This is a genomic window from Microbacterium sp. gxy059 (assembly GCF_050958665.1).
Lineage (GTDB): Bacteria > Actinomycetota > Actinomycetes > Actinomycetales > Microbacteriaceae > Microbacterium.
Genome location: NZ_JAMXWT010000020.1, coordinates 24,237 through 46,476 on the forward strand (window position 1 = coordinate 24,237; position 22,240 = coordinate 46,476).

General features: G+C 73.0%; 20 protein-coding genes. 12 read left to right on the forward strand and 8 right to left on the reverse strand.

All coding sequences use genetic code 11. The features are described from left to right. The first annotated feature begins 37 nt into the window (after window positions 1–37). The 6 genes from NHL53_RS11535 (at window position 38) to NHL53_RS11560 (ending at window position 8,347) form a co-directional block, all read left to right on the forward strand. Window positions 38–2,110: an acyltransferase family protein gene (locus NHL53_RS11535; RefSeq protein ID WP_433777011.1), complete on the forward strand. Its 2,073-nt coding sequence runs from the start codon at window positions 38–40 to the stop codon at window positions 2,108–2,110. A 149-nt stretch (window positions 2,111–2,259) separates the two neighbouring features. Next, window positions 2,260–4,470, forward strand: a complete 2,211-nt coding sequence (locus NHL53_RS11540) for an NADP-dependent isocitrate dehydrogenase (protein WP_433777012.1) — start codon at window positions 2,260–2,262, stop codon at window positions 4,468–4,470. Window positions 4,471–4,571: 101 nt separating this feature from the next. Then, window positions 4,572–5,549, forward strand: a complete 978-nt coding sequence (locus tag NHL53_RS11545; RefSeq protein WP_433777013.1) for a Gfo/Idh/MocA family protein — start codon at window positions 4,572–4,574, stop codon at window positions 5,547–5,549. A gap of 46 nt (window positions 5,550–5,595) precedes the next feature. Then, the gene (locus NHL53_RS11550) at window positions 5,596–6,555 is read left to right on the forward strand and encodes an NYN domain-containing protein (RefSeq protein WP_433777014.1); all 960 of its coding nucleotides are present in this window, start codon (window positions 5,596–5,598) and stop codon (window positions 6,553–6,555) included. Between the two features lie 36 nt (window positions 6,556–6,591). Continuing rightward, entirely contained in the window at window positions 6,592–7,533 is a 942-nt protein-coding gene (locus NHL53_RS11555; RefSeq protein ID WP_433777015.1) for a quinone oxidoreductase family protein, read from the forward strand. Window positions 7,534–7,591: 58 nt separating this feature from the next. Continuing rightward, a complete protein-coding gene (locus tag NHL53_RS11560; protein WP_433777016.1) occupies window positions 7,592–8,347 on the forward strand; it encodes a TSUP family transporter in 756 nt (251 codons plus the stop codon). 9 nt (window positions 8,348–8,356) lie between these two features. Here the strand turns inward: NHL53_RS11560 and NHL53_RS11565 are convergent, their stop codons facing one another. Further along, window positions 8,357–8,749 carry a histidine kinase gene (locus tag NHL53_RS11565; RefSeq protein ID WP_433777017.1) on the reverse strand — a complete coding sequence of 131 codons (393 nt, stop codon included), beginning with the start codon at window positions 8,747–8,749 and terminating at the stop codon, window positions 8,357–8,359. 228 nt (window positions 8,750–8,977) lie between these two features. Between NHL53_RS11565 and NHL53_RS11570 the strand changes: the two genes are divergently transcribed. Beyond that, the gene (locus NHL53_RS11570; protein ID WP_433777018.1) at window positions 8,978–9,226 is read left to right on the forward strand and encodes a WhiB family transcriptional regulator; all 249 of its coding nucleotides are present in this window, start codon (window positions 8,978–8,980) and stop codon (window positions 9,224–9,226) included. Between the two features lie 57 nt (window positions 9,227–9,283). Here the strand turns inward: NHL53_RS11570 and NHL53_RS11575 are convergent, their stop codons facing one another. From NHL53_RS11575 to NHL53_RS11585, 3 genes are read right to left on the reverse strand one after another with little or no spacing between them, the layout of a single operon-like run. Beyond that, the gene (locus NHL53_RS11575; RefSeq protein WP_433777019.1) at window positions 9,284–10,795 is read right to left on the reverse strand and encodes a sensor histidine kinase; all 1,512 of its coding nucleotides are present in this window, start codon (window positions 10,793–10,795) and stop codon (window positions 9,284–9,286) included. Between the two features lie 3 nt (window positions 10,796–10,798). Next, window positions 10,799–11,974 (reverse strand): AAA family ATPase, encoded by a 1,176-nt coding sequence (locus tag NHL53_RS11580; protein WP_433777020.1) that lies wholly within the window; start codon window positions 11,972–11,974, stop codon window positions 10,799–10,801. Continuing rightward, complete coding sequence (locus tag NHL53_RS11585) at window positions 11,971–12,594, reverse strand: SAF domain-containing protein (protein WP_433777021.1); 624 nt, start codon at window positions 12,592–12,594, stop codon at window positions 11,971–11,973. Before NHL53_RS11585 ends, NHL53_RS11580 begins: the two co-directional genes overlap by 4 nt. A 100-nt stretch (window positions 12,595–12,694) precedes the next feature. On the opposite strand from NHL53_RS11585, the gene NHL53_RS11590 reads away from it, so the two are divergent. Together NHL53_RS11590 and NHL53_RS11595 are read left to right on the forward strand one after the other, a co-directional pair. Next, on the forward strand, window positions 12,695–12,955 hold the full coding sequence (locus NHL53_RS11590; RefSeq protein ID WP_433777022.1) for a helix-turn-helix domain-containing protein: 261 nt from the start codon (window positions 12,695–12,697) through the stop codon (window positions 12,953–12,955). Between the two features lie 37 nt (window positions 12,956–12,992). Beyond that, entirely contained in the window at window positions 12,993–13,910 is a 918-nt protein-coding gene (locus tag NHL53_RS11595; protein ID WP_433777023.1) for a glutaminase, read from the forward strand. Window positions 13,911–13,917: 7 nt separating this feature from the next. Here the strand turns inward: NHL53_RS11595 and NHL53_RS11600 are convergent, their stop codons facing one another. Beyond that, window positions 13,918–14,517 carry a hypothetical protein gene (locus NHL53_RS11600; protein ID WP_433777024.1) on the reverse strand — a complete coding sequence of 200 codons (600 nt, stop codon included), beginning with the start codon at window positions 14,515–14,517 and terminating at the stop codon, window positions 13,918–13,920. Between the two features lie 142 nt (window positions 14,518–14,659). Between NHL53_RS11600 and NHL53_RS11605 the strand changes: the two genes are divergently transcribed. Beyond that, on the forward strand, window positions 14,660–15,076 hold the full coding sequence (locus NHL53_RS11605) for an Rv3235 family protein (RefSeq protein ID WP_433777025.1): 417 nt from the start codon (window positions 14,660–14,662) through the stop codon (window positions 15,074–15,076). Between the two features lie 7 nt (window positions 15,077–15,083). On the opposite strand, the gene NHL53_RS11610 is transcribed toward NHL53_RS11605, so the two are convergent. From NHL53_RS11610 to NHL53_RS11620, 3 genes are all read right to left on the reverse strand, one after another. After that, a complete protein-coding gene (locus NHL53_RS11610; RefSeq protein WP_433777026.1) occupies window positions 15,084–16,310 on the reverse strand; it encodes a pyridoxal phosphate-dependent aminotransferase in 1,227 nt (408 codons plus the stop codon). A gap of 92 nt (window positions 16,311–16,402) precedes the next feature. Beyond that, the gene (gene secA / locus NHL53_RS11615) at window positions 16,403–19,111 is read right to left on the reverse strand and encodes a preprotein translocase subunit SecA (RefSeq protein WP_433777027.1); all 2,709 of its coding nucleotides are present in this window, start codon (window positions 19,109–19,111) and stop codon (window positions 16,403–16,405) included. A 156-nt stretch (window positions 19,112–19,267) separates the two neighbouring features. Continuing rightward, entirely contained in the window at window positions 19,268–20,101 is an 834-nt protein-coding gene (locus tag NHL53_RS11620) for a hypothetical protein (protein ID WP_433777028.1), read from the reverse strand. A gap of 63 nt (window positions 20,102–20,164) precedes the next feature. On the opposite strand from NHL53_RS11620, the gene NHL53_RS11625 reads away from it, so the two are divergent. Together NHL53_RS11625 and NHL53_RS11630 are read left to right on the forward strand one after the other, a co-directional pair. Beyond that, window positions 20,165–21,499: a hypothetical protein gene (locus NHL53_RS11625; protein ID WP_433777029.1), complete on the forward strand. Its 1,335-nt coding sequence runs from the start codon at window positions 20,165–20,167 to the stop codon at window positions 21,497–21,499. 35 nt (window positions 21,500–21,534) lie between these two features. Next, window positions 21,535–22,221 (forward strand): DUF1684 domain-containing protein, encoded by a 687-nt coding sequence (locus tag NHL53_RS11630; protein ID WP_433777030.1) that lies wholly within the window; start codon window positions 21,535–21,537, stop codon window positions 22,219–22,221. The last annotated feature ends 19 nt before the right edge of the window (window positions 22,222–22,240 follow it).

Here is a 22,240-nt window from a genome sequence, read left to right on the forward strand (position 1 = left end):
GGCGGGATCCCAGACGCGCGTCGCTACGCTCGTGACGATGTCCGCCTCCCCTCCGCCTCCCGCGCGCCGCGCGCCCCGCCTCGACATCCAGGGGCTGCGGATGGTCGCGGTGCTCGTCGTCATCGCGGATCACGTGATCGGCTGGCCGCACGGCGGCTTCGTGGGCGTCGACGTGTTCTTCGTGCTCTCCGGCTTCCTCATCACCGGGCTGCTGCTGCGCGAGGTGGAGAAGACCGGCCGCATCTCGTTCTCGCGCTTCTACGAGCGCCGCGCGAAGCGGATCCTGCCCGCGGCGATCACGGTCCTGTTCTTCTCCGCTGTGTTCTCCGCGGCGCTGCTCGGCGGCGGCGAGGCCAGGCGGGTGGCGGGCGACGTCGTGTTCAGCGCGCTCTTCGTCGGCAACTGGCGGTTCGCCCACCAGGGCGTCGACTACTTCCAGCAGGGCACGCCGCCCTCGCCCGTGCAGCACTTCTGGTCGCTCGGGGTCGAGGAGCAGTTCTACCTCGTCTGGCCCTGGGTGATGCTGCTCATCGTCGTCCTCGCCGCGCGCTGGACGAGCTGGGCCTTCCCGCGCGTGCGCCGGGCCGCCGCGATCGCCATCGTCGCGATCATCGTCTGCTCCTTCGCCTGGGCGCTCGTCGAGACCCGCCAGAACCCCGAGTTCGCGTACTTCTCGACCCTCTCCCGCGCCTGGGAGCTCGGCCTCGGCGCCCTCCTCGCCTTCCTGCCGCGCGTCGCCCTCGCCCGCCCGCTCCGGCGCCTCCTCGCGTGGGGCGGGCTCGCGGGCATCGCGGTCTCGGTCCTCGCGATCTCCGCGGAGTCCCCCCTCTGGCCGGCGCCCCTCGCCCTCCTGCCCGTCGTGAGCACCTGCCTCGTCGTGCTCGCCGGCACGGGCGACGACCTGGACGGATACCGCGCGCCGTGGATCCTGACCAACCGCGTCTCGACGTGGATCGGCGACGTCTCCTACAGCCTCTATCTCTGGCACTTCCCCGTCGCGATCCTGCTGCTCGCCGTCCTGCCCCAGGGGTCGAAGCGCTACATCGCCGCGGCGCTCCTCCTGACCCTCGTGCTCTCGGCCGCCAGCTACCGCTGGATCGAGGATCCCGCGCGGCACGCCGCGTGGTTCCGCCGGAGGGAGGGCCGGATCGTCGGTCCGAGCCGCGCCTGGATCCCGACGACCGCCGCCATCGCGCTCATCGCCGTGGCGGGCGGCGCGGCGTACGCCGGGGCGAGCGCGACCCGCGCTCCCGTCGCGGACGTCCCCGACGTGCGCGTCGTCGAGCCGGACGCGGAGCCGGACGCCGACATCTCCCCGGACGAGTGCTGGGGCGCCGCCTGGTCGGCCCACCGCGAGGCGTGCGCGGGCGTCGTGCCCGACGCTCTCGCTCCCGCCGCCGAGGAGACGCCGGACGACACCGCCGGAGCCTTCGACTGCTACACCCTCGCCGACGAGCCGATGCGCGAGTGCCGCGAGGGCGACGAGAGCGAGGACGCCCTCCGGGTCGCGCTCGTCGGCGACAGCCACGCGGCGTCCCTGCTGCCCGCACTGCGCCCCCAGCTCGCGTCGCTCGGCTGGTCGCTCGACGTCTTCACGGGCCGCGGCTGCCGCCTCATCGACCAGGCCGGCGCCCGCACCGACTGCGACGTCGCGCGCCCCGACATCACCACGCGCCTGGAGTCGGGAGACTACGACCTCGTCATCGCGACCGCCACGCGCGCCGACGACGCCGATCCGGCGCGGTCGGTCGGGCCGATCCAGCGGATCCGGGAGGCGGGCACCGAGGTCGTCGTCATCGCCGACAACCCCCTCGCGAGCGAGGAGGCGGTCGCCTGCGCGACGCGCGTCGGCGTCGCCCCCGACGACCCCTGCGCGACCCCGTGGGAGACCGCGCGCGGGCACGGCGACGCCGTCGCCGAGGCGGCGGAGGAGGTCGGCGCCCCGGTCGTCGACCTCACCGACCTCTACTGTGCGGACGGCTCGTGCCCGGCGATCATCGGCGGCGTGCGGGTGTACCGCGACGCCGCGGGGCACCTCACGGCGACGTGGGCGCGCACCCTCAGTCCCTTCCTCGTCGAGGGGATCCTCGACGCGGCTCCCGCCCGCTGACCCGCCCGCGCTTGCCGCCCGCGCGCCCCGGCGCGAGGATGGGACACGCGGGGCCGTCGCCCCGCGTCAGGTATCTTGATGTCGAGAGATCCCCGGCTCGCTCGGGGCTTCCGCCCGGCACATCCCCGACCTCTGGAGCGCAGGCACGCATGTCCAAGATCATCTACACGCACACCGACGAGGCGCCGCTGCTGGCGACCTACTCGCTGCTGCCCCTCATCGAGGCGTACGCGAAGAAGGCCGGCGTCGAGTTCGAGACCCGCGACATCTCGCTCGCGGGCCGCATCCTCGCGCAGTTCCCCGAGCGCCTCGCGGACGACCAGCGCGTCGGCGACGCCCTCGCCGAGCTCGGCGAGCTCGCGAACGACCCCTCCGCGAACATCATCAAGCTGCCGAACATCTCGGCGTCGATCCCCCAGCTCAAGGCCGCCATCGCCGAGCTGCGCCAGAAGGGCTTCGACGTGCCCGACCTGCCCGAGGATCCGCAGACCGACGAGGAGCGGGAGATCGCGGCCCGCTACGACCGCGTCAAGGGCTCGGCCGTGAACCCCGTGCTGCGTCAGGGCAACAGCGACCGCCGCGCGCCCGGCGCCGTGAAGGCGTACGCGAAGGCGCACCCGCACCGCATGGGCGACTGGAGCGCGGAGTCGAAGACCCGCGTCGCGACGATGGGCGAGAACGACTTCTTCTCGAACGAGAAGTCCTTCGTCTCCCCCGCCGACGACACGCTGCGCATCGAGCTCGTCACCGCCGACGGCGACGTGCGCGTGCTGAAGGAGTCGCTCCCCGTCCTCGCGGGCGAGGTCGTCGACGCGACCTTCATGAGCGCGAAGGCGCTCGACGCGTTCCTCGCCGACGCCGTGCGCCAGGCCAAGGCCGAGGGCGTCCTCTTCTCCGCCCACCTCAAGGCCACGATGATGAAGGTCAGCGACCCGATCATCTTCGGCCACGTCGTGCGCGCGTTCTTCGCGCCGGCGTTCGAGAAGCACGGCGCCGAGCTCCGGGCCGCCGGCCTCTCGGCGAACGACGGCCTCGGCGCCATCTACGCGGGCCTCGACCAGCTCGAGAACGGCACGGAGATCCGCGCGGCCTTCGACGCCTGCATCGCCGACGGACCCGCCCTCGCGATGGTCAACAGCGACAAGGGCATCACGGGCCTGCACGTGCCGAGCGACATCATCATCGACGCCTCGATGCCCGCGATGATCCGCATCGGCGGGCACATGTGGGGTCCGGACGGCGAGGAGGCCGACGCCCTCGCCGTCATCCCCGACTCGTCGTACGCCGGCGTCTACCAGGCGACGATCGACGACTGCAGGGCCAACGGCAAGCTCGACCCCGCGACGATGGGCACCGTCCCGAACGTCGGCCTGATGGCGCAGAAGGCCGAGGAGTACGGCTCGCACGACAAGACCTTCGAGCTCGCGGAGAGCGGCACGGTCCGCGTCGTGAACGGCGCCGGCGATGTCGTCCTCGAGCACGCCGTGGAGCAGGGCGACATCTGGCGCGCCTGCCAGACGAAGGACGCGCCGATCCGCGACTGGGTGAAGCTCGCCGTCACCCGCGCGCGCCTGTCGGACACGCCCGCCGTGTTCTGGCTCGACGAGAAGCGCGCGCACGACGCGAACCTCATCGCGAAGGTGAACGAGTACCTCGCCGAGCACGACACGACCGGCCTCGACATCCGGATCATGGCTCCGGCCGACGCGACGCGCTTCTCGCTCGAGCGCATCCGCCGCGGCGAGGACACGATCTCGGTGACGGGCAACGTGCTGCGCGACTACAACACCGACCTGTTCCCCATCCTCGAGGTGGGCACGTCGGCGAAGATGCTCTCGATCGTGCCGCTGATGGCGGGCGGCGGCCTCTTCGAGACGGGCGCGGGCGGCTCCGCCCCGAAGCACGTCCAGCAGCTCGTCGAGGAGGACTACCTGCGCTGGGACTCGCTGGGCGAGTTCTTCGCGCTGGCCGCCTCGTTCGAGCACCTCGCGCAGACGACCGACAACGCGAAGGCGAAGGTCCTCGCGACGACGCTCGACGCGGCCACCGCCGCCTTCCTCGAGAACGACCGCTCGCCCGGCCGCAAGCTCGGCACGATCGACAACCGCGGCTCGCACTTCTACCTCGGCCTCTACTGGGCCCAGGAGCTCGCCGCGCAGTCGGACGACGCCGAGCTCGCCGCGGCGTTCCGCCCGCTCGCCGACCGCCTCGCGGCCGACGAGGAGAAGATCGTCGCCGAGCTGGTGTCGGTGCAGGGGAAGCCGGCAGACATCGGCGGCTACTACCGCCCCGACGACGCGAAGACGACGGCGGTCATGCGCCCCTCCGCGACGCTCAACGCGGCGCTCGACGCGTTCTGACCCGCAGGCGCCCGAGAGGGCCCGACCCCGTTCCGCGGGGCCGGGCCCTCTCGGCGTCTCGGCGAGTCGCCGCTCCCCGCCGCGGGCTCTAGGCTCGACCCATGAGCCTTCGATGGGGGATCCTGGCCACGGGCGGCATCGCGCACGCCTTCGCGAGCGACCTGCGGACGGCGGGAAGGGACGTCCGCGCCGTGGGGTCGCGCTCCGCAGCGTCCGCCCGGCGCTTCGCGGACGAGTTCGGCATCCCCCGCGCACACGGATCCTACGAGGAGCTCGTCGCCGACCCCGAGGTCGACATCGTCTACGTCGCGACCCCGCATCCCCTGCACGCGGCGAACGCGGCGCTCGCGCTGGAGGCGGGCAAGCACGTCCTCGTCGAGAAGGCCTTCACCGTCAGCCAGGAAGAGGCCCTGCGCCTGCAGAGCCTCGCCGCCGAGCGGGGCCTCCTCGTCATGGAGGCGATGTGGACCCGCTATCTGCCGCACATGCGGCGCATCCGCGAGATCGTGCGCTCCGGCGCGATCGGCGAGGTGCGCACGGTGTGGGCCGACCACACGCAGTCCCTCCCGACGGATCCCGCGCACCGCATCAACGCGCTCGAGCTCGGCGGCGGCGCGCTGCTCGACCTCGCGATCTACCCCGTGTCGTTCGCCTGGGACGTCCTCGGCCCCGCCGAGACGGTGCGGGCCGTCGCCCGCATGGGATCCACGGGCGCCGACACCGAGGTCGCGACGCTCATGACACACGCCTCCGGCGCGCTCTCCTCCACCGTGTCCTCCTCGCGCGGCGCGGGACCCGACACCGCGCACATCGTGGGCACGACGGGGCGCATCGACATCGACCGCGTCTGGTACGCCCCGACCACGTTCACGGTCACGGCGACCGACGGCGCGGTCGTCGAGCGCGGAGGGGGCGACGTCCCCGGCCGCGGCATGCAGTTCCAGGCGCTCGCCGCCGAGCGCGAGGTCGCCTCCGGCCGCCTGGACCCCGAGGAGCTGCCGATCGCCGAGTCCGTCGCGATCATGGGCGCGCTCGACGAGGTGCGCCGGCAGATCGGCCTCGCCTACCCGGGCGAATGACATCCCGCGGCGCGTAGGCTCGCAGAGCACCAGAAGAAGGAGACCGATGGAGCACGACGACGGCCGCGTGGCCGTGTACCTGGATTTCGACAACATCGTGATGAGCTGGTACGACCGCGTGCACGGCCGGAACTCGTACAGCCGCGACCGCTCCCGCATCGCGGAGGATCCCACGGATCCGGAGATCGCGGAGCGGCTCGCCGCGGCGACGGTCGACGTCGGCGCGATCCTCGACTTCGCGGCGAGCTACGGCACGCTCGTGCTCACGCGCGCCTACGCCGACTGGTCCTCGCCCGTGAACGCCATTTACCGGCGGCAGCTCGTGGCGCGCGCCGTCGACCTCGTGCAGCTGTTCCCCGCCGCGGCCTACGCCAAGAACGGCGCGGACATCCGCCTGGCCGTCGACGCGGTCGAGGACATGTTCCGGCTGTCCGACCTCACGCACATCGCGATCGTCGCGGGCGACAGCGACTACGTCCCCCTCGCGCAGCGCTGCCGCCGCCTCGGGCGCCTCGTCATCGGCGTGGGCGTCGCGGGGTCGACCGCCAAGTCGCTCGCCGCCGCGTGCGACGAGTTCGAGCCGTACGACACGCTGCCCGGCGTCCCCGAGATCCCCCGAGAGAAGCGTGAGGGCGCCCGCACGCCGGCCGCGAAGCAGGAGCCGAGGAAGAGCGCGAAGAAGGCCGATCCGCCGGCCGAGCCCGCCCCGTCCCCCGCTCCCGTCGCCGACGACGAGACCCCGACGTTCGAGGACACCCCGCCCGAGGACCTGCACGCGGTCGCGACCCGGCTCCTCGAGCGCGCGCTGCGCGTCGGACAGAGCAAGGGCGACGAACAGGGCTGGCTCTACACGTCGGCCGTGAAGCAGCACATCCGCCGCATGGATCCGTCGTTCAGCGAGAAGGCGCTCGGCTACCGCTCCTTCAACGACTTCCTCGCCTCCCGATCCGACCTCGCCGAGCTGGAGGCGTCGGGACACGAGCGCCTCGTGCGCCTGAAGCAGTAGCGCCAGGGGGTCAGCGGACCCCGTAACGTGGATCCCATGGCCAAGGCAGTGCGTTTCCCTGAGATCGGCGGACCCGAGGTGCTCCGCGTCGACGAGATCCCCGACCCGGTCGCGGGCCCCGGAGAGATCACCGTCCGCGTGGAGGCCGCGGGCGTCAACCCGCTCGACCGCAAGCTGCGCTCCGGCGTGCGCCCGCTCGATCCGGACAGGGCCCCGCACCGCACGGGCGCGGACGGCGCCGGCACGGTGACGGGCGTGGGCGACGGCGTCGACGGGTTCCGCGTGGGCGATCCGGTCGCGTTCGCCGACGCCGCTGGCGCCTACGCGACCGATGTCGCGGTCTCCGCCGCCAGCGCCTTCCTCCGCCCGGAGGGGGTCTCGGCGGCGCAGGGCGCGGCTCTCGGGATCCCCGCGGGCACCGCCTACCAGGCGCTGCGCTCGCTCGGCGTCGGAGACGGCGACACGCTGCTCGTGCACGGCGGCTCGGGCGCCGTCGGGCAGTTCGCGGTGCAGTTCGCCGTGCTCTTCGGGGCGCGGGTGATCGCGACCACGAGCGACGCGCGCGCGGAGCGCGTGCGCGACCTGGGCGGCGAGCCGGTCCGGTACGGAGAGGGACTCGTCGGGCGCGTGCGCGACGCGGCGCCGGACGGGGTGACCGCGATCCTCGACTGCGTCGGCACCGACGAGGCGCTCTCCGCCTCGCTCGAGCTGCTCGACGACGGGTCGCGGATCGCGACGATCGTCATGGGAGCCCGCGCCGCCGAGCTCGGCATCCGCGCGTTCTCCGGCGGATCCCCCGAGCCGCTGACCGCCCAGCAGCTGGCCTGGCGGCGCGAGGCGCTGCCCGTGTCGCTCGCCCTCATCGCGGCGGGGTATCTCGACGTGGAGATCGGCGAGGCGTTCCCCCTCGAGCGGGCGGGCGACGCGCAGACCGCCAACGAGCGCGGCGCGCACGGCAAGCTCCTCATCGTGCCCTGAGCCGGCGCCTCCGGATCCGCGGTGCGGTGCGCGTCCGCGCCGCACCGCGGTAGCGTTCTTGGTCGTGACCCTTCCCGATCTCGGGCCCCTCGCCTGGGCCGCGCTCGTCGTCGGCGCGCTCACCGTCGGGATCTCGAAGACGGCGCTGCCCGGCGCCAACACCCTCGGCATCGCCCTGTTCGCGGCCGTCCTCCCGGCGAAGGAGTCGACCGGCGCGATGCTCATGCTGCTCGTCGTCGGCGACGCCCTCGCGCTGCTGCTCTATCGGCGCCACGCGGACTGGCGCGTCCTCGCCCGGCTCGCGCCCTCGGTCGTCGCCGGCCTCCTCGTCGGGGTCGTGTTCCTGGCCCTCGCGGACGACGCGGGGGTGCGTCGCGTCATCGGCGCGATCCTCCTCGCCCTCGTCGCCCTCACCCTCTGGAACCGGAGACGCGCGAGCGCCAGGGGTTCGACGACGCGGGGCTCGCACATCGCGGCCGCCTCGTACGGCTCGCTCGGCGGCTTCACGACGATGGTCGCGAACGCGGGCGGTCCGGTGATGTCGATGTACTTCCTCGCATCGCGCTTCTCCCGTCAGGCGTTCCTCGGCACGGCCGCCTGGTTCTTCGCCGTGCTGAATCTCGCGAAGCTGCCCTTCTCGATCGGCCTCGGCCTCATCGACCTCTCGACGCTCGCCCTCGACCTGCTGCTCCTCGTGCCCGTCCTGGCGGGAGGCGCGATCGGGTGGTTCGCTCTGCGGCGGATGAGCCAGCGCGTCTTCGACGTCCTCGTCACCCTGCTGACGATCGCCGGGGCCGTGTACCTGCTGCTCTGACCGTGCGGATCAGCGCGCGTCGCGCGGGGGCGCGGCGTCCTTCGCCGCGCGGAGGATCAGCACGAACCCGATGACCGCTGGAAGCGCCAGGGCGAGGGCGATCCCCCAGTGCGGATAGGCGCCCGTGACGGATCCGACCGCGACCGCGAAGACGAGCACCTGCGTGACGATGCCTCCCGACCGCCCCCACTGCCGTCCCGCGGCCACCCCGTACGCGAAGGCGCCGACCGCGGCGGCCGCCATGAGCGTCATGACGACGAGCGCGATGGCGCTGGCGATCGACGTGGTCTTCGCCGTGATCAGCTCGACCACCTGCCAGATCGCGAGCGCCGCGAGGCCGAGCGCCTCGATCGAGAGGAGGGTCGCGGCCGCGCGCGCCGATCCCGGAGAGCGATCCGCCATTCCTGCTCCTCCTCCGCCCTGCCCGGGCACGCCGCATCGGGCGAAACCTGAAGGATTCGAGAGAACCCTTGCCAGAGGGCATCACCTGTATGACAATTGTTAACGGTGTGTTTCCCACAGCGTGGTGGGGCGTCGGGTCTCACGACCCCGTCGCACATCCAGCGTAGTCGAACCTCTCGACCTCGCTGCACGTTCTGCAGACCCCACCTCGCAAGGAGCTACCCCCGCATGGACTGGCGCGATAAGGCCGCTTGCCTGACCGTCGACCCCGAGCTGTTCTTCCCGGTGGGCAACACCGGTCCGGCCGTCGACCAGATCGAGAAGGCGAAGCAGGTGTGCGCGCAGTGCACCGTGACGGAGGTCTGCCTCCAGTACGCCCTCGAGACCGGCCAGGACTCGGGCGTGTGGGGCGGCCTCAGCGAGGACGAGCGACGGGCGCTGAAGCGCCGCGCCGCCCGCGCGCGACGCGCGAGCTGACCTCCCGCACGATCGCGAAGAGCCCCGCCGAGGCGGGGCTCTTCGCGTGCGGGCGCGTCAGCCGCGGCCCTTCCGCGTGCCGCGGAGGGGGAAGTCGATCCGCACCTCGGTGCCGCCGTCGAACGGCGAGCCCTGATCCGCGATCGAGGTCCACTCGATGGTGCCGCTCAGCTCGCCCTGGATGAGCGTGCGCACGATCTGCGTGCCGAGGCCGCTGCCCACCTGCCCTTCGGGGAGCCCCCCGCCGTTGTCGCGGACCCGCACCGACATGGCCTGATCCGAGCGCTCGGCGACGATCTCGACCTCGCCCTCGCGGCCCGCGAGGCCGTGCTCGACGGAGTTCGTGACGATCTCGGTGAGCGCGAGCGCGAGCGGCGTCGCGAACTCGCTCGGCAGCGTGCCGAACTCGCCGCGCTTGCGCGTGTGCGCGACGGTGTTCTGCGCCGCGGCGACCTCCGCGACGAGCCGGAGCACCCGGGTGAAGACCTCGTCGAAGTCGACGTTCTGCGCGAGCCCCTCCGAGAGGGTGTCGTGGACGACGGCGATCGCGGCGACGCGCTGCATCGCCTGGAGCAGCGCCTCCCTCGCCTCGTCGCTGTTCGTGCGCCGCGCCTGGATCCTGAGGAGGGAGGCGACGGTCTGCAGGTTGTTCTTGACGCGGTGGTGGATCTCGCGGATCGTCGCGTCCTTGGTGATGAGCTCCTGCTCCTGGTTGCGCAGCTCGCTGACGTCGCGGCACAGCACGATCGCCCCGATGCGCACGCCGTGATCGCGCAGCGGGATGACCCGCAGCGAGAGCGTGACCCCGCGGGCCTGCACGTCGCTGCGCCAGGAGGCGCTCCCCGCCAGCAGCACGGGCAGCGACGCCTCGTCGGCCGAGGCGTTGCGCTCGGCGGGCAGCACGGCGTTCGCGACGTCGCCGAGGGACTCGCCCTCGAGCTCCTCGTCGAACCCGATGCGGTTGAACGCGCTGAGCCCGTTGGGGCTGGCGAAGGTGACGACGCCGTCGACGTCGAGCCGGATCAGCCCGTCGGCGGCGCGCGGCGCGCCGCGCCGCGGGCCGGTCGGCGCCGAGGAGTCGGGGAAGTCGCCCGTCGCGATCATCCCGAAGATCGCCTCGGCGCACTCGTCGAAGGTGAGCTGCTGGCGCGAGGGCGCGCGCACGTCGCCGAGGTTCGTGTGCCGGGTGAGCACGCCGATGACGCGGGCGCCGTCGGCGGCGCGGCGCACGATCGGCACCGCCTTCACCCTGGTCGGCGTCTCCTCGAACCACTCGGGGCTGGACGAGTCGACGATCCTCTTGCTCGTGAACGCCTCGCGCACCTGGCTCTGCCACTGGGGCCGCACCTTCTCGCCGACGATGTCGCGGTAGAAGAGCGTCGCGGCGCCGCTCGGGCGCACGTGGGCGACGGCCTGGAACGAGTCGTCGGCCGTCATCCCCCAGATGACGATGTCCGCCGACGCGAGGTCGGCGAGCAGCTGGCCGTCGGCGTGGACGCGGTGGAGCCATTCGATGTCCGTCTCGCCCACCTGGCCCTGGGCGGTGAGCAGATCGCTGAGGGTCGACACGCTCTACAGCGTAGCGGCGAGCCGAGCGACCGCGTGCGCGAGCCCCGCCCGCCGCCGCTGAGGCCGGACGGGGGCGGCCGCCAGGTGCGCCCGGTCGACGGCCCGGACGTCGTGCGGGAGGAGGAAGGGGTCGTCGACGTCCGCGAGCTGGGCGAGGGCGCGACGGACCTGTCCCCCGGCGTCGAGGCCGAACGGCCCCTGCCGCATGCGGTTCACGACGACCCGCACCTCCGCTCCCGGGGCGCGCTCGCGCAGCTCGGCCCAGCCCCGCACGAACCGCGCGATGCCGACCGGATCGGCCGAGGCGACCGCGAGCACGCGATCCGCGCTCTCGAGCGCCGCGAGCCCGCCGGCGTTGCGCCGCGGCCCGTCGAGATCGCTGACGATCTCCTCGTCCGCCTCGAGCGGCGCCGCGATGTCGACGATCGTCTCGTCGATCCAGCCGCGCGTCGCCTCCAGGACGCGGCGCACGCGGTCGTGGGCGAGTTCTGGCCACCGCGCGGGCCTGTTGATGCCCGTGAGCACCTCGACGACGCGGTCGCCGAGGTCGACGGGCGTGCTGAGCCGGGTCAGCTCGGGCCCGTCGAGGAGCCCGTAGTCGGCCTGTCGGCAGGCCGCGGGAAAGCCAGGCGCCTCGTCGGGCAGGCCGAGCATCTGGGCGATCGCCGGCGCGTGGCTGTCCGCGTCGACGACGGCGACGCGCGCTGAGGCGGCGAGCTCGGACGCGAGGGCGAGCGCGAGCGTGCTGCGGCCCGGGGCGCCGTGCGGCCCCCAGACGACGGTCACGCGCCCGTCCGGTGCGGCGTCGCGGGGAGCCGCCAGCGTGCGCGAGCGCGCCGACGCGGCGATCTCGGAGCCCGACGCGTCGAGCGCGAGCGGCTCGGGGACGCCGAAGGACTGCGCGGCGCGCCGGTCGGAGAGGCGCTCGCCGAGGGCGACGATGCGCACGGCCCCCCTGTCGCACATCGCGACGACCTCGGAGGAGAGCGCCGACCGGCTGGCCCGCAGCACGAGCGCGTCAGCGTCGCGGAGCGCCTCGTGGATCCGCGCGGAGCGGTCTCCCGCCGCGTCGCGCACCTCCTGCGGCTCGACGTGCGCGACGACCTCGAGCCCCTCGTCGGCGAGCTCCTCGGCGAGGGCGTCGCCACGCGCGCCGCCGACGGCGAGGACGATCCTCATCGCGCCCCGCCCTCCGCGGCCACGGGCACGACCGACAGCGCCGATCCGCTCGACGCGTGCCGCAGCACCTCCGCCACGCGGTCCCTGTCGACGACGAGCTCGACGCGGGAGCCGCGGGCGGCCATCATGCCGTCGGACGAGAGCACCTCGGCCACGACGGCGCCAGGCACGATGACCTGCGGCTCGTCGAAGACGCCCGGCGAGACGGCCGGCGCGGCCCACAGCTCGACGAGCGCCCCCGCGTCGACGTCTCCCGGGATCTCGAGCGCGCTCTCGACGACGACGCGCGCGCGGTCGATCGCCTCAGGAGTCGTCGTCGCGGAGACGGGGACGAGCTCGCCCGCCGGGATCGTGCGCGCGGCGACGAGCCCCTCCTCGAGCGCCTCGGGCGAGACGTAGTCGTCCGAGGCCTCCGCGAGACGGGCGTCGAGCGCCGTCACGTGCCGCGCCGTGATCGTCTGACCCGGCACGATCGCCTGCTGGGCGACGAGTACCGGCTGGGTGACGCGCGCCGTCTGGACGACCCACCACACGCCCGCGACGGAGACGCAGACGAGGAGGAGTCCGATGACGAAGCGGAGGTCGATCCGCGGGGCGCGGAGCGTGCGGGAGAGGGCCATGCGGCGATCGTGGCAGACATCGGGGATCCCCCGCGGAAGTTATCCACAGCGCTCCCGCGCCGAAGACGCGGAGACGCCTGCGGAGACCTACAATCTCCGTATGCCGGACGCGGATCGCCTTCTCACGCCTGCGCAGGTCGCAGAGCTGCTGAGCATCGCGCCCGAAGAGGTCCTCGCGCTCATCCGCGCGGGCGAGCTGCGCGGCGTGCGCGTCGGCGCGCCCGCGCGCTGGCGCGTCGAGGAGCGCAGCGTCGCCGACTACCTCGACGACCAGAGGGAGCTCAGCCGGCGACACGCCCTGTGGCGCCAGTCGAACGTGGCGAGCATGCCCGAGCTGTGGGGAACCGATCCCGAGCGCTGAGCGACCGCGGGGGCCCGGTCGCCGATAGCCTGGCCCGATGACGACGATCGACGTGCAGGGCGTGCTCCAGGAGGTGCACGAGGCGGTCTCCCCGCTCATCGGATCGGGCAGCGTCGCGGAGTACATCCCCCGCCTCGCCGCCGTGAGCCCCGAGCACTTCGGCATGGCGGTGACGACGATCGACGGGGAGCGCTTCTCGGTCGGGGACGCCGCGACAGAGTTCTCGATCCAGAGCATCTCGAAGGTCTTCGCCCTCGCGCTCGTCATCTCGGCCGACGGCGACGAGATCTGGCGGCGGGTGGGGAGGGAGCCCTCCGGCGCGGCCTTCGACTCGCTCGCGCAGCTCGAGCGCACACGGGGCATCCCGCGCAATCCGTTCGTGAACGCCGGCGCGCTCGTCGTCACGGACCAGCTGCTGTCCCTCTCGGACGGCGGCTCCCCCGTCCTCGATCTCCTCCGCGCGGAGTCGGGCAACGACGACCTCGCGGTCGACGCCCTCACCGCGGCGTCCGAGCTCGCGCACGGCGATCGGAGCCATGCGACGGCGTTCCTCCTGCGCAGCTTCGGCAACCTCGCGGGCGACGTCGACAGCGTGATCGACGCCTACGTGCAGCAGTGCTCGATCGCCATCAGCTGCGGCGATCTCGCCACGGCTGGCCTCTTCCTCGCGCGCGACGGCATCCGCGCCGACGGCACGCGGCTGCTCACCGACAGCCAGGCGAAGCGCGTCAACGCCGTGATGCTCACGTCGGGCTTCTACGATGCGGCCGGCGAGTTCGCCTACCGCGTGGGGCTCCCGGGGAAGTCGGGGGTCGGAGGCGGGATCCTCGCGATCGTCCCCGACGTGGGGGCGATCTGCGTCTGGGGCCCCGGCCTCGACGCGTCCGGCAACTCGCTCATCGGCGTGGCCGCGCTCGACGAGCTGACCACCCGCACCGGGTGGTCGATCTTCTGACCCGCCGCTAGACGAGCGAGCGCTCGTCGAGCGGATCGAGCGCGAGGCGCGCGATCTCCGCCACGGGCAGGATGCGGATTCCGACGATCTCCCGCGGGCGCGGCGCCCCGTCGGCGTCGTGCAGCGCGAGATCGAGGTGATCGGCGCCGGCGCGGGCGATCGTGCCCGTCAGCGTCGTCCCCGCGCGGAGCGCCGCGCGCACGCGCACGCGACGCCGCGCCAGCGCCCGCAGCGCGATGCCGAACGTCATGCGGCGCCGGAGCGGGTCGAGGCCGTCCGGCGCGAGGCTCGCGCGCGCCTGCGCGGCGTCGACCGCGACGCCGCGGATCGCGTCGACGGGCACGACGTCGATCCGTCCCGACGCGCTCCGCAGGGCGCACCAGTCGGCGCCGACCGCGCGGACGACGCCGTGCGCGGTGGCGCCGTCGCACGTCGAGATGCCGATGTCGCCGGCTCCCCTGAGGGCGCCGAGGCGGTCGACGAGCGCGAGACGCGCGACGCGCACCCGCTCGGTCTCCCCGGCCAGCTCGTCGTGCTCCGCCTCGCGGTGCCGGGCGAACTGGTCCTCGAGATCCGCGAAGAGCGGCTCCCACCGATCCGTATGCATGCGGCGAGCGTAGCGGGGCCCGACCGCCCGAGCGGATCTCCCCACAGGCCTCTATGCCTGCGGCGCTCATCGTCGACACATGGTGAACTCACAGCATACGGAAAACTCTCTGATGCTCACCGATGAGGAACCGACGATACGCATGAGTTCTGCAACGACGCGGCTGCGCGCCGATGACGTACACGAGATGTTCGCCCCGCAGCGCACGAGCGCGAGCCGCCTCCCCCGCCCCGAGCCCCTCATCGGCACGCTCGCGGGCGGCGTGATCGAGGTCATCGCGGGCGTGCGCGACGTCGACCAGCTCGCCCGCTGGCTCGGCGAGGAGCCCTATCGGGCCCTGGTCCTCCGCGCGAACCTCGCCCACCGCGCGCGCAGCGCGAGGGGCCGCCCCGCGAGGCAGCCCTCCTACCGGGTGCACACGCTCCACCACCAGAGCCCCGCCGACGGGATCGTCGAGGCCGTGGCGGTGGTCGCGACGCCGGCGCGCACCCGAGCTGTCGCGATGCGCCTCGAGGGCTACGACCGACGGTGGCGCGCGACCTCCCTCGCGGTCCTGTGACCGGCCCTCACTGACGGTACGACGCGAGGAAGTTGCCGAGGCGCTCGACGGCCTCTCGCAGCACCCGAGCCTCGGGGAGGGTCACCACGCGCAGGTGGTCGGTGGTCGGCCAGTTGAAGCCCGTGCCCTCCACCATGAGGATGTGCTCGGAGACGAGCAGGTCGTAGATGAGCCTCTGGTCGTCGTGGATCTCGTGCACCTCGGGGTCGAGGCGCGGGAACGCGTAGAGGGCGCCCTGGGGCTTCACGCAGGAGACCCCGGGGATCTCGTTGAGCCCCTCCCAGGCGATGTCGCGCTGCTCGTGCAGCCGGCCGTCGGGCGCGATGAGCGCGTCGATCGACTGGACGCCCGTCAGTGCGGCGAGCACCGCGTGCTGCGCGGGCACGTTCGGGCACAGGCGCGTCGAGGCGAGCAGCTGGATCCCCTCCAGGAACCCGTCGGCGTGGTCCTTCGGCCCCGTGATCACGAGCCACCCCGACCGGTACCCGGCCACGCGGTACGTCTTCGAGAGGCCGTTGAAGGTGAGGCAGAGCAGGTCGGGGGCGATCGTCGCCGTCGGGATGTGCTCGGCGTCGTCGAACAGGATCCGGTCGTAGATCTCGTCGCTCAGCAGCAGCAGCGAGTTCTCGCGGGCGATCTGCGCGATGCCCTCGAGCACCTCGCGGGTGTACACCGCGCCCGTGGGGTTGTTCGGGTTGATGACGACGATCGCCTTGGTCTTCGGCGTGATCTTCGCGCGGATGTCCTCCAGATCGGGCTGCCAGCCGTTCTGCTCGTCGCAGAGGTAGTGCACGGGGGTCCCGTCGGCGAGGCTCGTCATCGCCGTCCACAGCGGGTAGTCGGGCGCGGGGATCAGCACCTCGTCGCCCTCGTCGAGCAGCGCCTGCATCGTCATCGTGATGAGCTCGGAGACGCCGTTGCCGAGGAAGACGTCGTCGACGTCGAAGGGCGGGAAGTCCGGGGTGTTCTCGTATCGGCTGACGATCGCGCGCCGCGCCTCGACGATGCCGCGGCTGTCGCTGTAGCCGTGCGCCGTCGGCACGGCCCTCAGCATGTCGTGCACGATCTGCTGAGGCGCCTCGAAGCCGAAGATCGCCGGGTTGCCCGTGTTCAGCTTGAGGATCGAGTGCCCCTCCGCCTCGAGCTTCTGCGCCTCCGCCAGTGCCGCGCCCCGGATCTCGTAGAGCACGTTGCGGAGCTTGGACGACTGGTCGAGGGGTCGCAGAACGGTCATCTCCACAGGATATGCCCGCCCGCCTCCGGCGCGGAACGCCGGGAGGGGCGCCGCGGGATCCCCCCCCGCGGCGCCCCTGCCGGCACCTCTCGTCAGCGCTTCTTCTTGGCCTTGCGGCGCGCCTCGCGGTTGCCAGCGGGCGTCGCCGGCTTGTCGGCGCGCTGACGTCCGTCGGAGCCGCTGACCCGCGCCTCGCCGTCCTCGTCGGGCGCCGAGAAGGCGAGCTGGCGCTGGTCGGGCTTCTGCTCCGACAGGCCCTTCGCCTCGATCTCCTGCGCGCCGCCCTCCGCGCCCTGCTGCACGCGGACCTCGAGGTTGAAGAGGAATCCGACGGTCTCCTCGCGGATCTGGGCCATCATCGTCTCGTACATCTGGTGGCCCTCGCGCTGGTACTCGATGAGCGGATCGCGCTGAGCCATGGCCCGCAGGCCGATGCCGTCCTTGAGGTAGTCCATCTCGTAGAGGTGGTCGCGCCAGTGACGGTCGAGCACCTGCAGCACGACGCGGCGCTCGAGCTCGCGCATCGGCTGCTCGCCCAGCTCCTCCTCGCGCGTCTCGTAGGCGATGCGCGCGTCGCTGAGGATCTCGCGCGTGAGCGTCTTCTGGTCGATGCCGCCCTTGCGGCCTCCCCCGGCCTCCGCGACGACCTCCTCGATCGTCACGCCCACGGGGTACAGCGCCTTCAGCTGGGTCCAGAGCGCGTCGAAGTCCCAGCTCTCGTTGTGACCCGTCGCGGTGTGCTCGGCGATGACCTGCGTGAGGGCGTCCTCGAGGAAGCGCTGCACGCGCCCCTGGATGTCGTCGCCCTCGAGGATCACGCGGCGGTCGGAGTAGATCGCGAGACGCTGGCGGTTGAGGACGTCGTCGTACTTGAGGACGTTCTTGCGCGACTCGGCGTTGCGGCTCTCGATCGCGGCCTGCGCGTTCTTGATGAGGCCCGAGATCGCGCGGCCCGTGATGACCTGCGAGTCGTCGAAGTCGGTGCGCGCGAGCATCGCGTCGGCGAGGGGCGAGCGGAAGCGGCGCATGAGCTCGTCCTCGAGCGAGAGGTAGAAGCGGCTCTCGCCGGGGTCGCCCTGGCGGCCCGCGCGGCCGCGCAGCTGGTTGTCGATGCGGCGGGACTCGTGCCGCTCCGTGCCGAGCACGTAGAGGCCGCCGACGGCGCGCACCTTGTCGCCCTCCTCCTCGACGCGCGCCTTGACCGCCTCGAACACCTCGTCCCAGGCCGCCTCGTAGTCCTCCGGCGTCTCCTCGGGGTCGAGCCCGCGGGCCTTCATCTCCTGCACCGCGAGGAACTCGGCGTTGCCGCCGAGCATGATGTCGGTTCCGCGGCCGGCCATGTTCGTGGCGACCGTCACGGCCCCGAGGCGGCCGGCGAGCGCGACGACGTCGGCCTCGCGCGCATGGTTCTTCGCGTTGAGCACCTCGTGCGCGATGCCGCGCTGGGACAGCAGCTTCGACAGCAGCTCGCTCTTCTCGACGCTGACGGTGCCGACGAGCACCGGCTGGCCGGTCTCGTGCCGCTCGGCGATGTCGTCGACGACCTGCGCGAACTTGCCCTTCTCCGTGCGGTAGATGAGGTCCTGCTGATCCTGGCGGATCATCGGGCGGTTCGTCGGGATCGGGAACACGCCGAGCTGGTAGGTCGACATGAACTCGGCGGCCTCGGTCTCGGCCGTTCCCGTCATGCCCGCGAGCTTGTCGTAGAGGCGGAAGTAGTTCTGCAGCGTGACGGTCGCGAGCGTCTGGTTCTCGGCCTTGACCTGCACGCCCTCCTTCGCCTCGATCGCCTGGTGCATGCCCTCGCTGTAGCGGCGCCCGGAGAGGATGCGGCCCGTGTGCTCGTCGACGATCTGCACCTCGCCGTCGATGACGACGTAGTCCTGGTCGCGGTGGTAGAGGGCCGAGGCCTTGATGGAGTTGTTGAGGAACGAGATGAGGGGCGTGTTGGCCGACTCGTACAGGTTCTCGACGCCGAGGTAGTCCTCGACCTTCTCGATGCCGGGCTCGAGCACGCCCACGGTGCGCTTCTTGACGTCGACCTCGTAGTCGACGCCCTCCTCGAGGGTGCGCGCGATCTTCGCGAACTCGGCGAACCACCTGTTCGCCTCGCCGGCCGACGGGCCCGAGATGATGAGCGGCGTGCGCGCCTCGTCGATGAGGATCGAGTCGACCTCGTCGACGATGGCGTAGAAGTGCTCGCGCTGCACGAGGTCCTCCTTGCGGGAGGCCATGTTGTCGCGCAGGTAGTCGAAGCCGAACTCGTTGTTCGTGCCGTAGGTGATGTCGGCCGCGTACTGCTCGCGGCGCTTCGCGGGGGTCTGGCCGGACACGATGACGCCGGTGGTCATGCCGAGGGCGCGGAACACGCGGCCCATCAGCTCGGCCTGGTAGCTCGCGAGGAAGTCGTTGACCGTGATGACGTGCACGCCGCGGCCCGCGATCGCGTTCAGGTACGCGGGGAGCGTGGCGACGAGCGTCTTTCCCTCACCGGTCTTCATCTCGGCGATGTTGCCGAGGTGCAGGGCGGCGCCGCCCATCACCTGGACGTCGTACGGGCGCATGCCGAGGGTGCGCTTCGCGGCCTCGCGCACGGCGGCGAAGGCCTCGGGCATGAGGTCGTCGAGCGACTCGCCCTTCTCGTGCCGGGAGCGCAGCTCCTCGGTCTCGCCCCGCAGCTCCTCGTCGCTCAGCTGCGCGTAGTCCTCCTCCAGAGCGCCGACCGCGTCGACGACCCTCTGCAGGCGTCGCCGCAGGCGACCCTCGCCCGCGCGGAGCAGCTTCTCGAACGGATTCACCACGTGTCACTCCTCGATCGACCAGGCGCGCGTGAACCGCGTGCGCCGTCGCCCGCGCCGAGGCGCCGGGCATACCCGCCCATGCTAATCGCCTCGACGGCGGGGTCGCGAGGCGCGGGGCCCGCGCTGAAGAAATCCACACCGGACTCCACGGCGCGCTCAGCCGTCCGATCCGCCGTCATCGGGCGGGAGCGCCCAGACCGACAGCGCCTCCGTGCGGCCGTCGTATTCGAGGCGCAGCACCGTGCCCGCGGGGAACTCCGTCGTCGCGACGCCCATCCAGAAGTCGTCCGCGCCGGGGTCGTCGGGGTCGACGACGAGGAGGTCGTGGGAGGCGGGGAGGCGCGACGAGCCGCAGCCGCCGGCGAGCACCGACGGCTCCTCGTCGTCGCCCGAGAGGACGGCGGGCTGGAAGCAGACGATCCCGCCCTGGTCGTCGTCGGCGCGGGAGCCCCCGGCGGGGAACACCTCGACGGAGAGCCCCGTGACGGGGAGGTCGTAGAGCGTCCCGTCCGGCATGCCGCCCCCGGTCGCCTCGGTCCGCTCCGCGAGCGGCGTGGACGCGCGGCCTCCCTCGACGACCACGACCAGCTCGGCCTCGCCGACGGGTCCGGCGGCGCCCGCCCACCCCGCGAGGAACCCTCCCGCCCACCCCGCGGATCCCGCGGTGAGCGCCACGATCCCCGTCGCCAGCGCCGATCCGACGACGATCGCGGCGGAGACCCGGCGGGGCCGCGCCCGGGACGCGGAGCCTTCCTCCGGCGGAGCGTCCGCCCGCGCCGAGGGGGCGGACTCGGCGACGGCGGCGGGTGATTCGTCCTCCCCCTGCGCGTCCGGGACAGGGACGGAGGGCGCAGGCCTGGCCGCCTGCTCGAGGAGGCGGAGCCGGGCGAGCGCCGCGGGATCAGAGGCGATGTCGGCATCGGGCCCGTAGGCCCTGCGCCGGAGCGCGTCGAGCTCGCGCCGAGCGGCGGCCCGGGACGGATCGGACATAGGGCGACGATAGCGGGCCCGCGCGACGGATCCCGCCCGTTCCAGCCCGCGTAGGATCAGCGCATGGCGTTCTGGGGCAAGAGGAAGCGCGAGGAGCAGACCGCGCAGCAGCAGTCGGAGGACCAGGCCCTCGCGGCGCGCGCGCAGCGGGCGCTCGTGCAGACCGACGAGCGGATCCGCACGACGAGGGACGAGCTGGCGTTCGCCTCCGCGGAGCTGGGCCCGAAGGCGACCCAGGATCTGCGGGAGGGGCTCGACGCCGTCACCTCCCACATGGGCGAGGCGTTCCAGCTGCACCAGCTCAACCACGACGACATCCCCGACACCGCGGAGGAGCTGCGCACGCGCAACGCCCGCATCGCGCAGCTCTGCGAATGGGCCGAGCAGGTGCTCGACGAGCGCACCGAGGCGCTCCGGGAACGGATCGAGCGGATCCGCGAGGCGCCCCGCGTCCTGGCCGGGGTGCGCGACGAGGCCGCGCGCCTCCGGGAGCGCGTCCCGCAGGCCGAGGAGACCGTCGAGCGCCTCGCGCGCATGTACGCCCCCGAGGCGATGCGGCGCGTGGCCGGCGGCCCCGCGGAGGCGGTCCAGCTTCTCGACTTCGCCGAGCACTCGGCCGGCGTCGCCGAGCGGCGCCGCGACGCCGGCCGCCGCGACGAGGCGATGCTCGCGCTCGAGACCGCGACGGAGGCCGTGCGGCGCGCGGGGCGCGTGCTCGACGGCATCGACGACTTCGAGCTCGAGGCGATGCGCGCCCAGGCGACCCTCGGCGATGTCGTCGCGGACTCCCGCGACGACATCGCGGCGGCGCGGCGCGGCGCCGGAGGCGCGGAGGTCGCCTCCGCGATCGCGGATCTCGAGAAGGCGCTGGCGGCCCTGCCCGCCCCCGGAACCCTCGGCGACCCCTTCGCGGATCTCGCGGCGCTCGGCGAGGCGAACGCGGCGCTCGGCCGCGCGGTCGAGAAGGCCCGTCAGCGGGCGGAGCGCCCCGTCCCTCCCCTCGCGCACGTGCGGCACGACGTCGACACGGCCGACAGGGCGATCGCGATCACCCGCAGCCTCGTCGACGGGCATCGCGGGTGGATCGGCGCGGATGCGCGCACCCGGCTCGCCGAGGCCGAGCGCACGCGGCTCGACATCGATCCGCTGATCGCGTCGGAGGACACCAGGCACCAGGCGCAGCAGCTCGCGCGGCGCACGGCGCAGCTCGCGAACGAGGCGCTCCGCCTCGCCCAGCGCGACATCGACCAGTCCCGGCCGCAGCAGGACGACGACTGGGGCGGCTGGGGCGGAGGCCCGCGCGGCGGGATGGGCGGAGGGATGGGAGGCGGCGGCCTCCTCGGCCCCCTCGTCGGCGGAGCGATCCTCGGCGGGCTCATCGGCGACATCTTCGATTGACGGCTCCCGCCCCGGGGCGCCGTAGAATCGGACGGATGCCCGATTCCTCCGCTTCCGCCTGGAGCGCGTGGCGCTCCGCCCGCCTCGCCCAGCTCGTCGCCCCGACGGGGAACCTCGCCCTCGTCGAGACCCGCTGGCTGCCCGCCGGCGAGACGCCCGACCCGGATCGTGCCCGCCGGGAGGCTCCCGAGACGGTCGTCGTCACGACCCTCGAGCGCGAGAGCCTCGAGACGGGCGAGACCGAGCACGGGCTGCGCTTCTGGGACGCAGGCTCCGACGCGATCCGCCGCTTCGACACCGTCGACGCCTACCCGTTCGACCCCGAGTGGGTCGTCTCGGCCCGCTACGAGCCCGCCCCCGACGGCCACACCGTCGCGTTCGAGCACATCCGCGACAACGGCGGCACCCGCGACAAGGCGGTCCCCGGCACGATCCGCGCGACGATCGGCGGCGAGCAGTACGCGCTGAGCGCCTTCGACGACGACGGCCGCCTGCTGCTCGTCTTCGGCGACGCGACGAACCGCGAGGAGACCTACGGCGCGGGACGCTTCCTGTTCGTCGACCGCGCGGAAGGCGAGGCCGAGGTCGTCCTCGACTTCAACCGCGCCTTCGTGCCGCCCTGCGGCTTCAGCGACCAGTTCAACTGCCCCATGCCCCCTCCCCAGAATCGCCTGCGCGTCGCCGTGACCGCCGGCGAGAAGAAGCCCCGCTTCCGCGACTGACGTCTTCGTCCCGCACCGT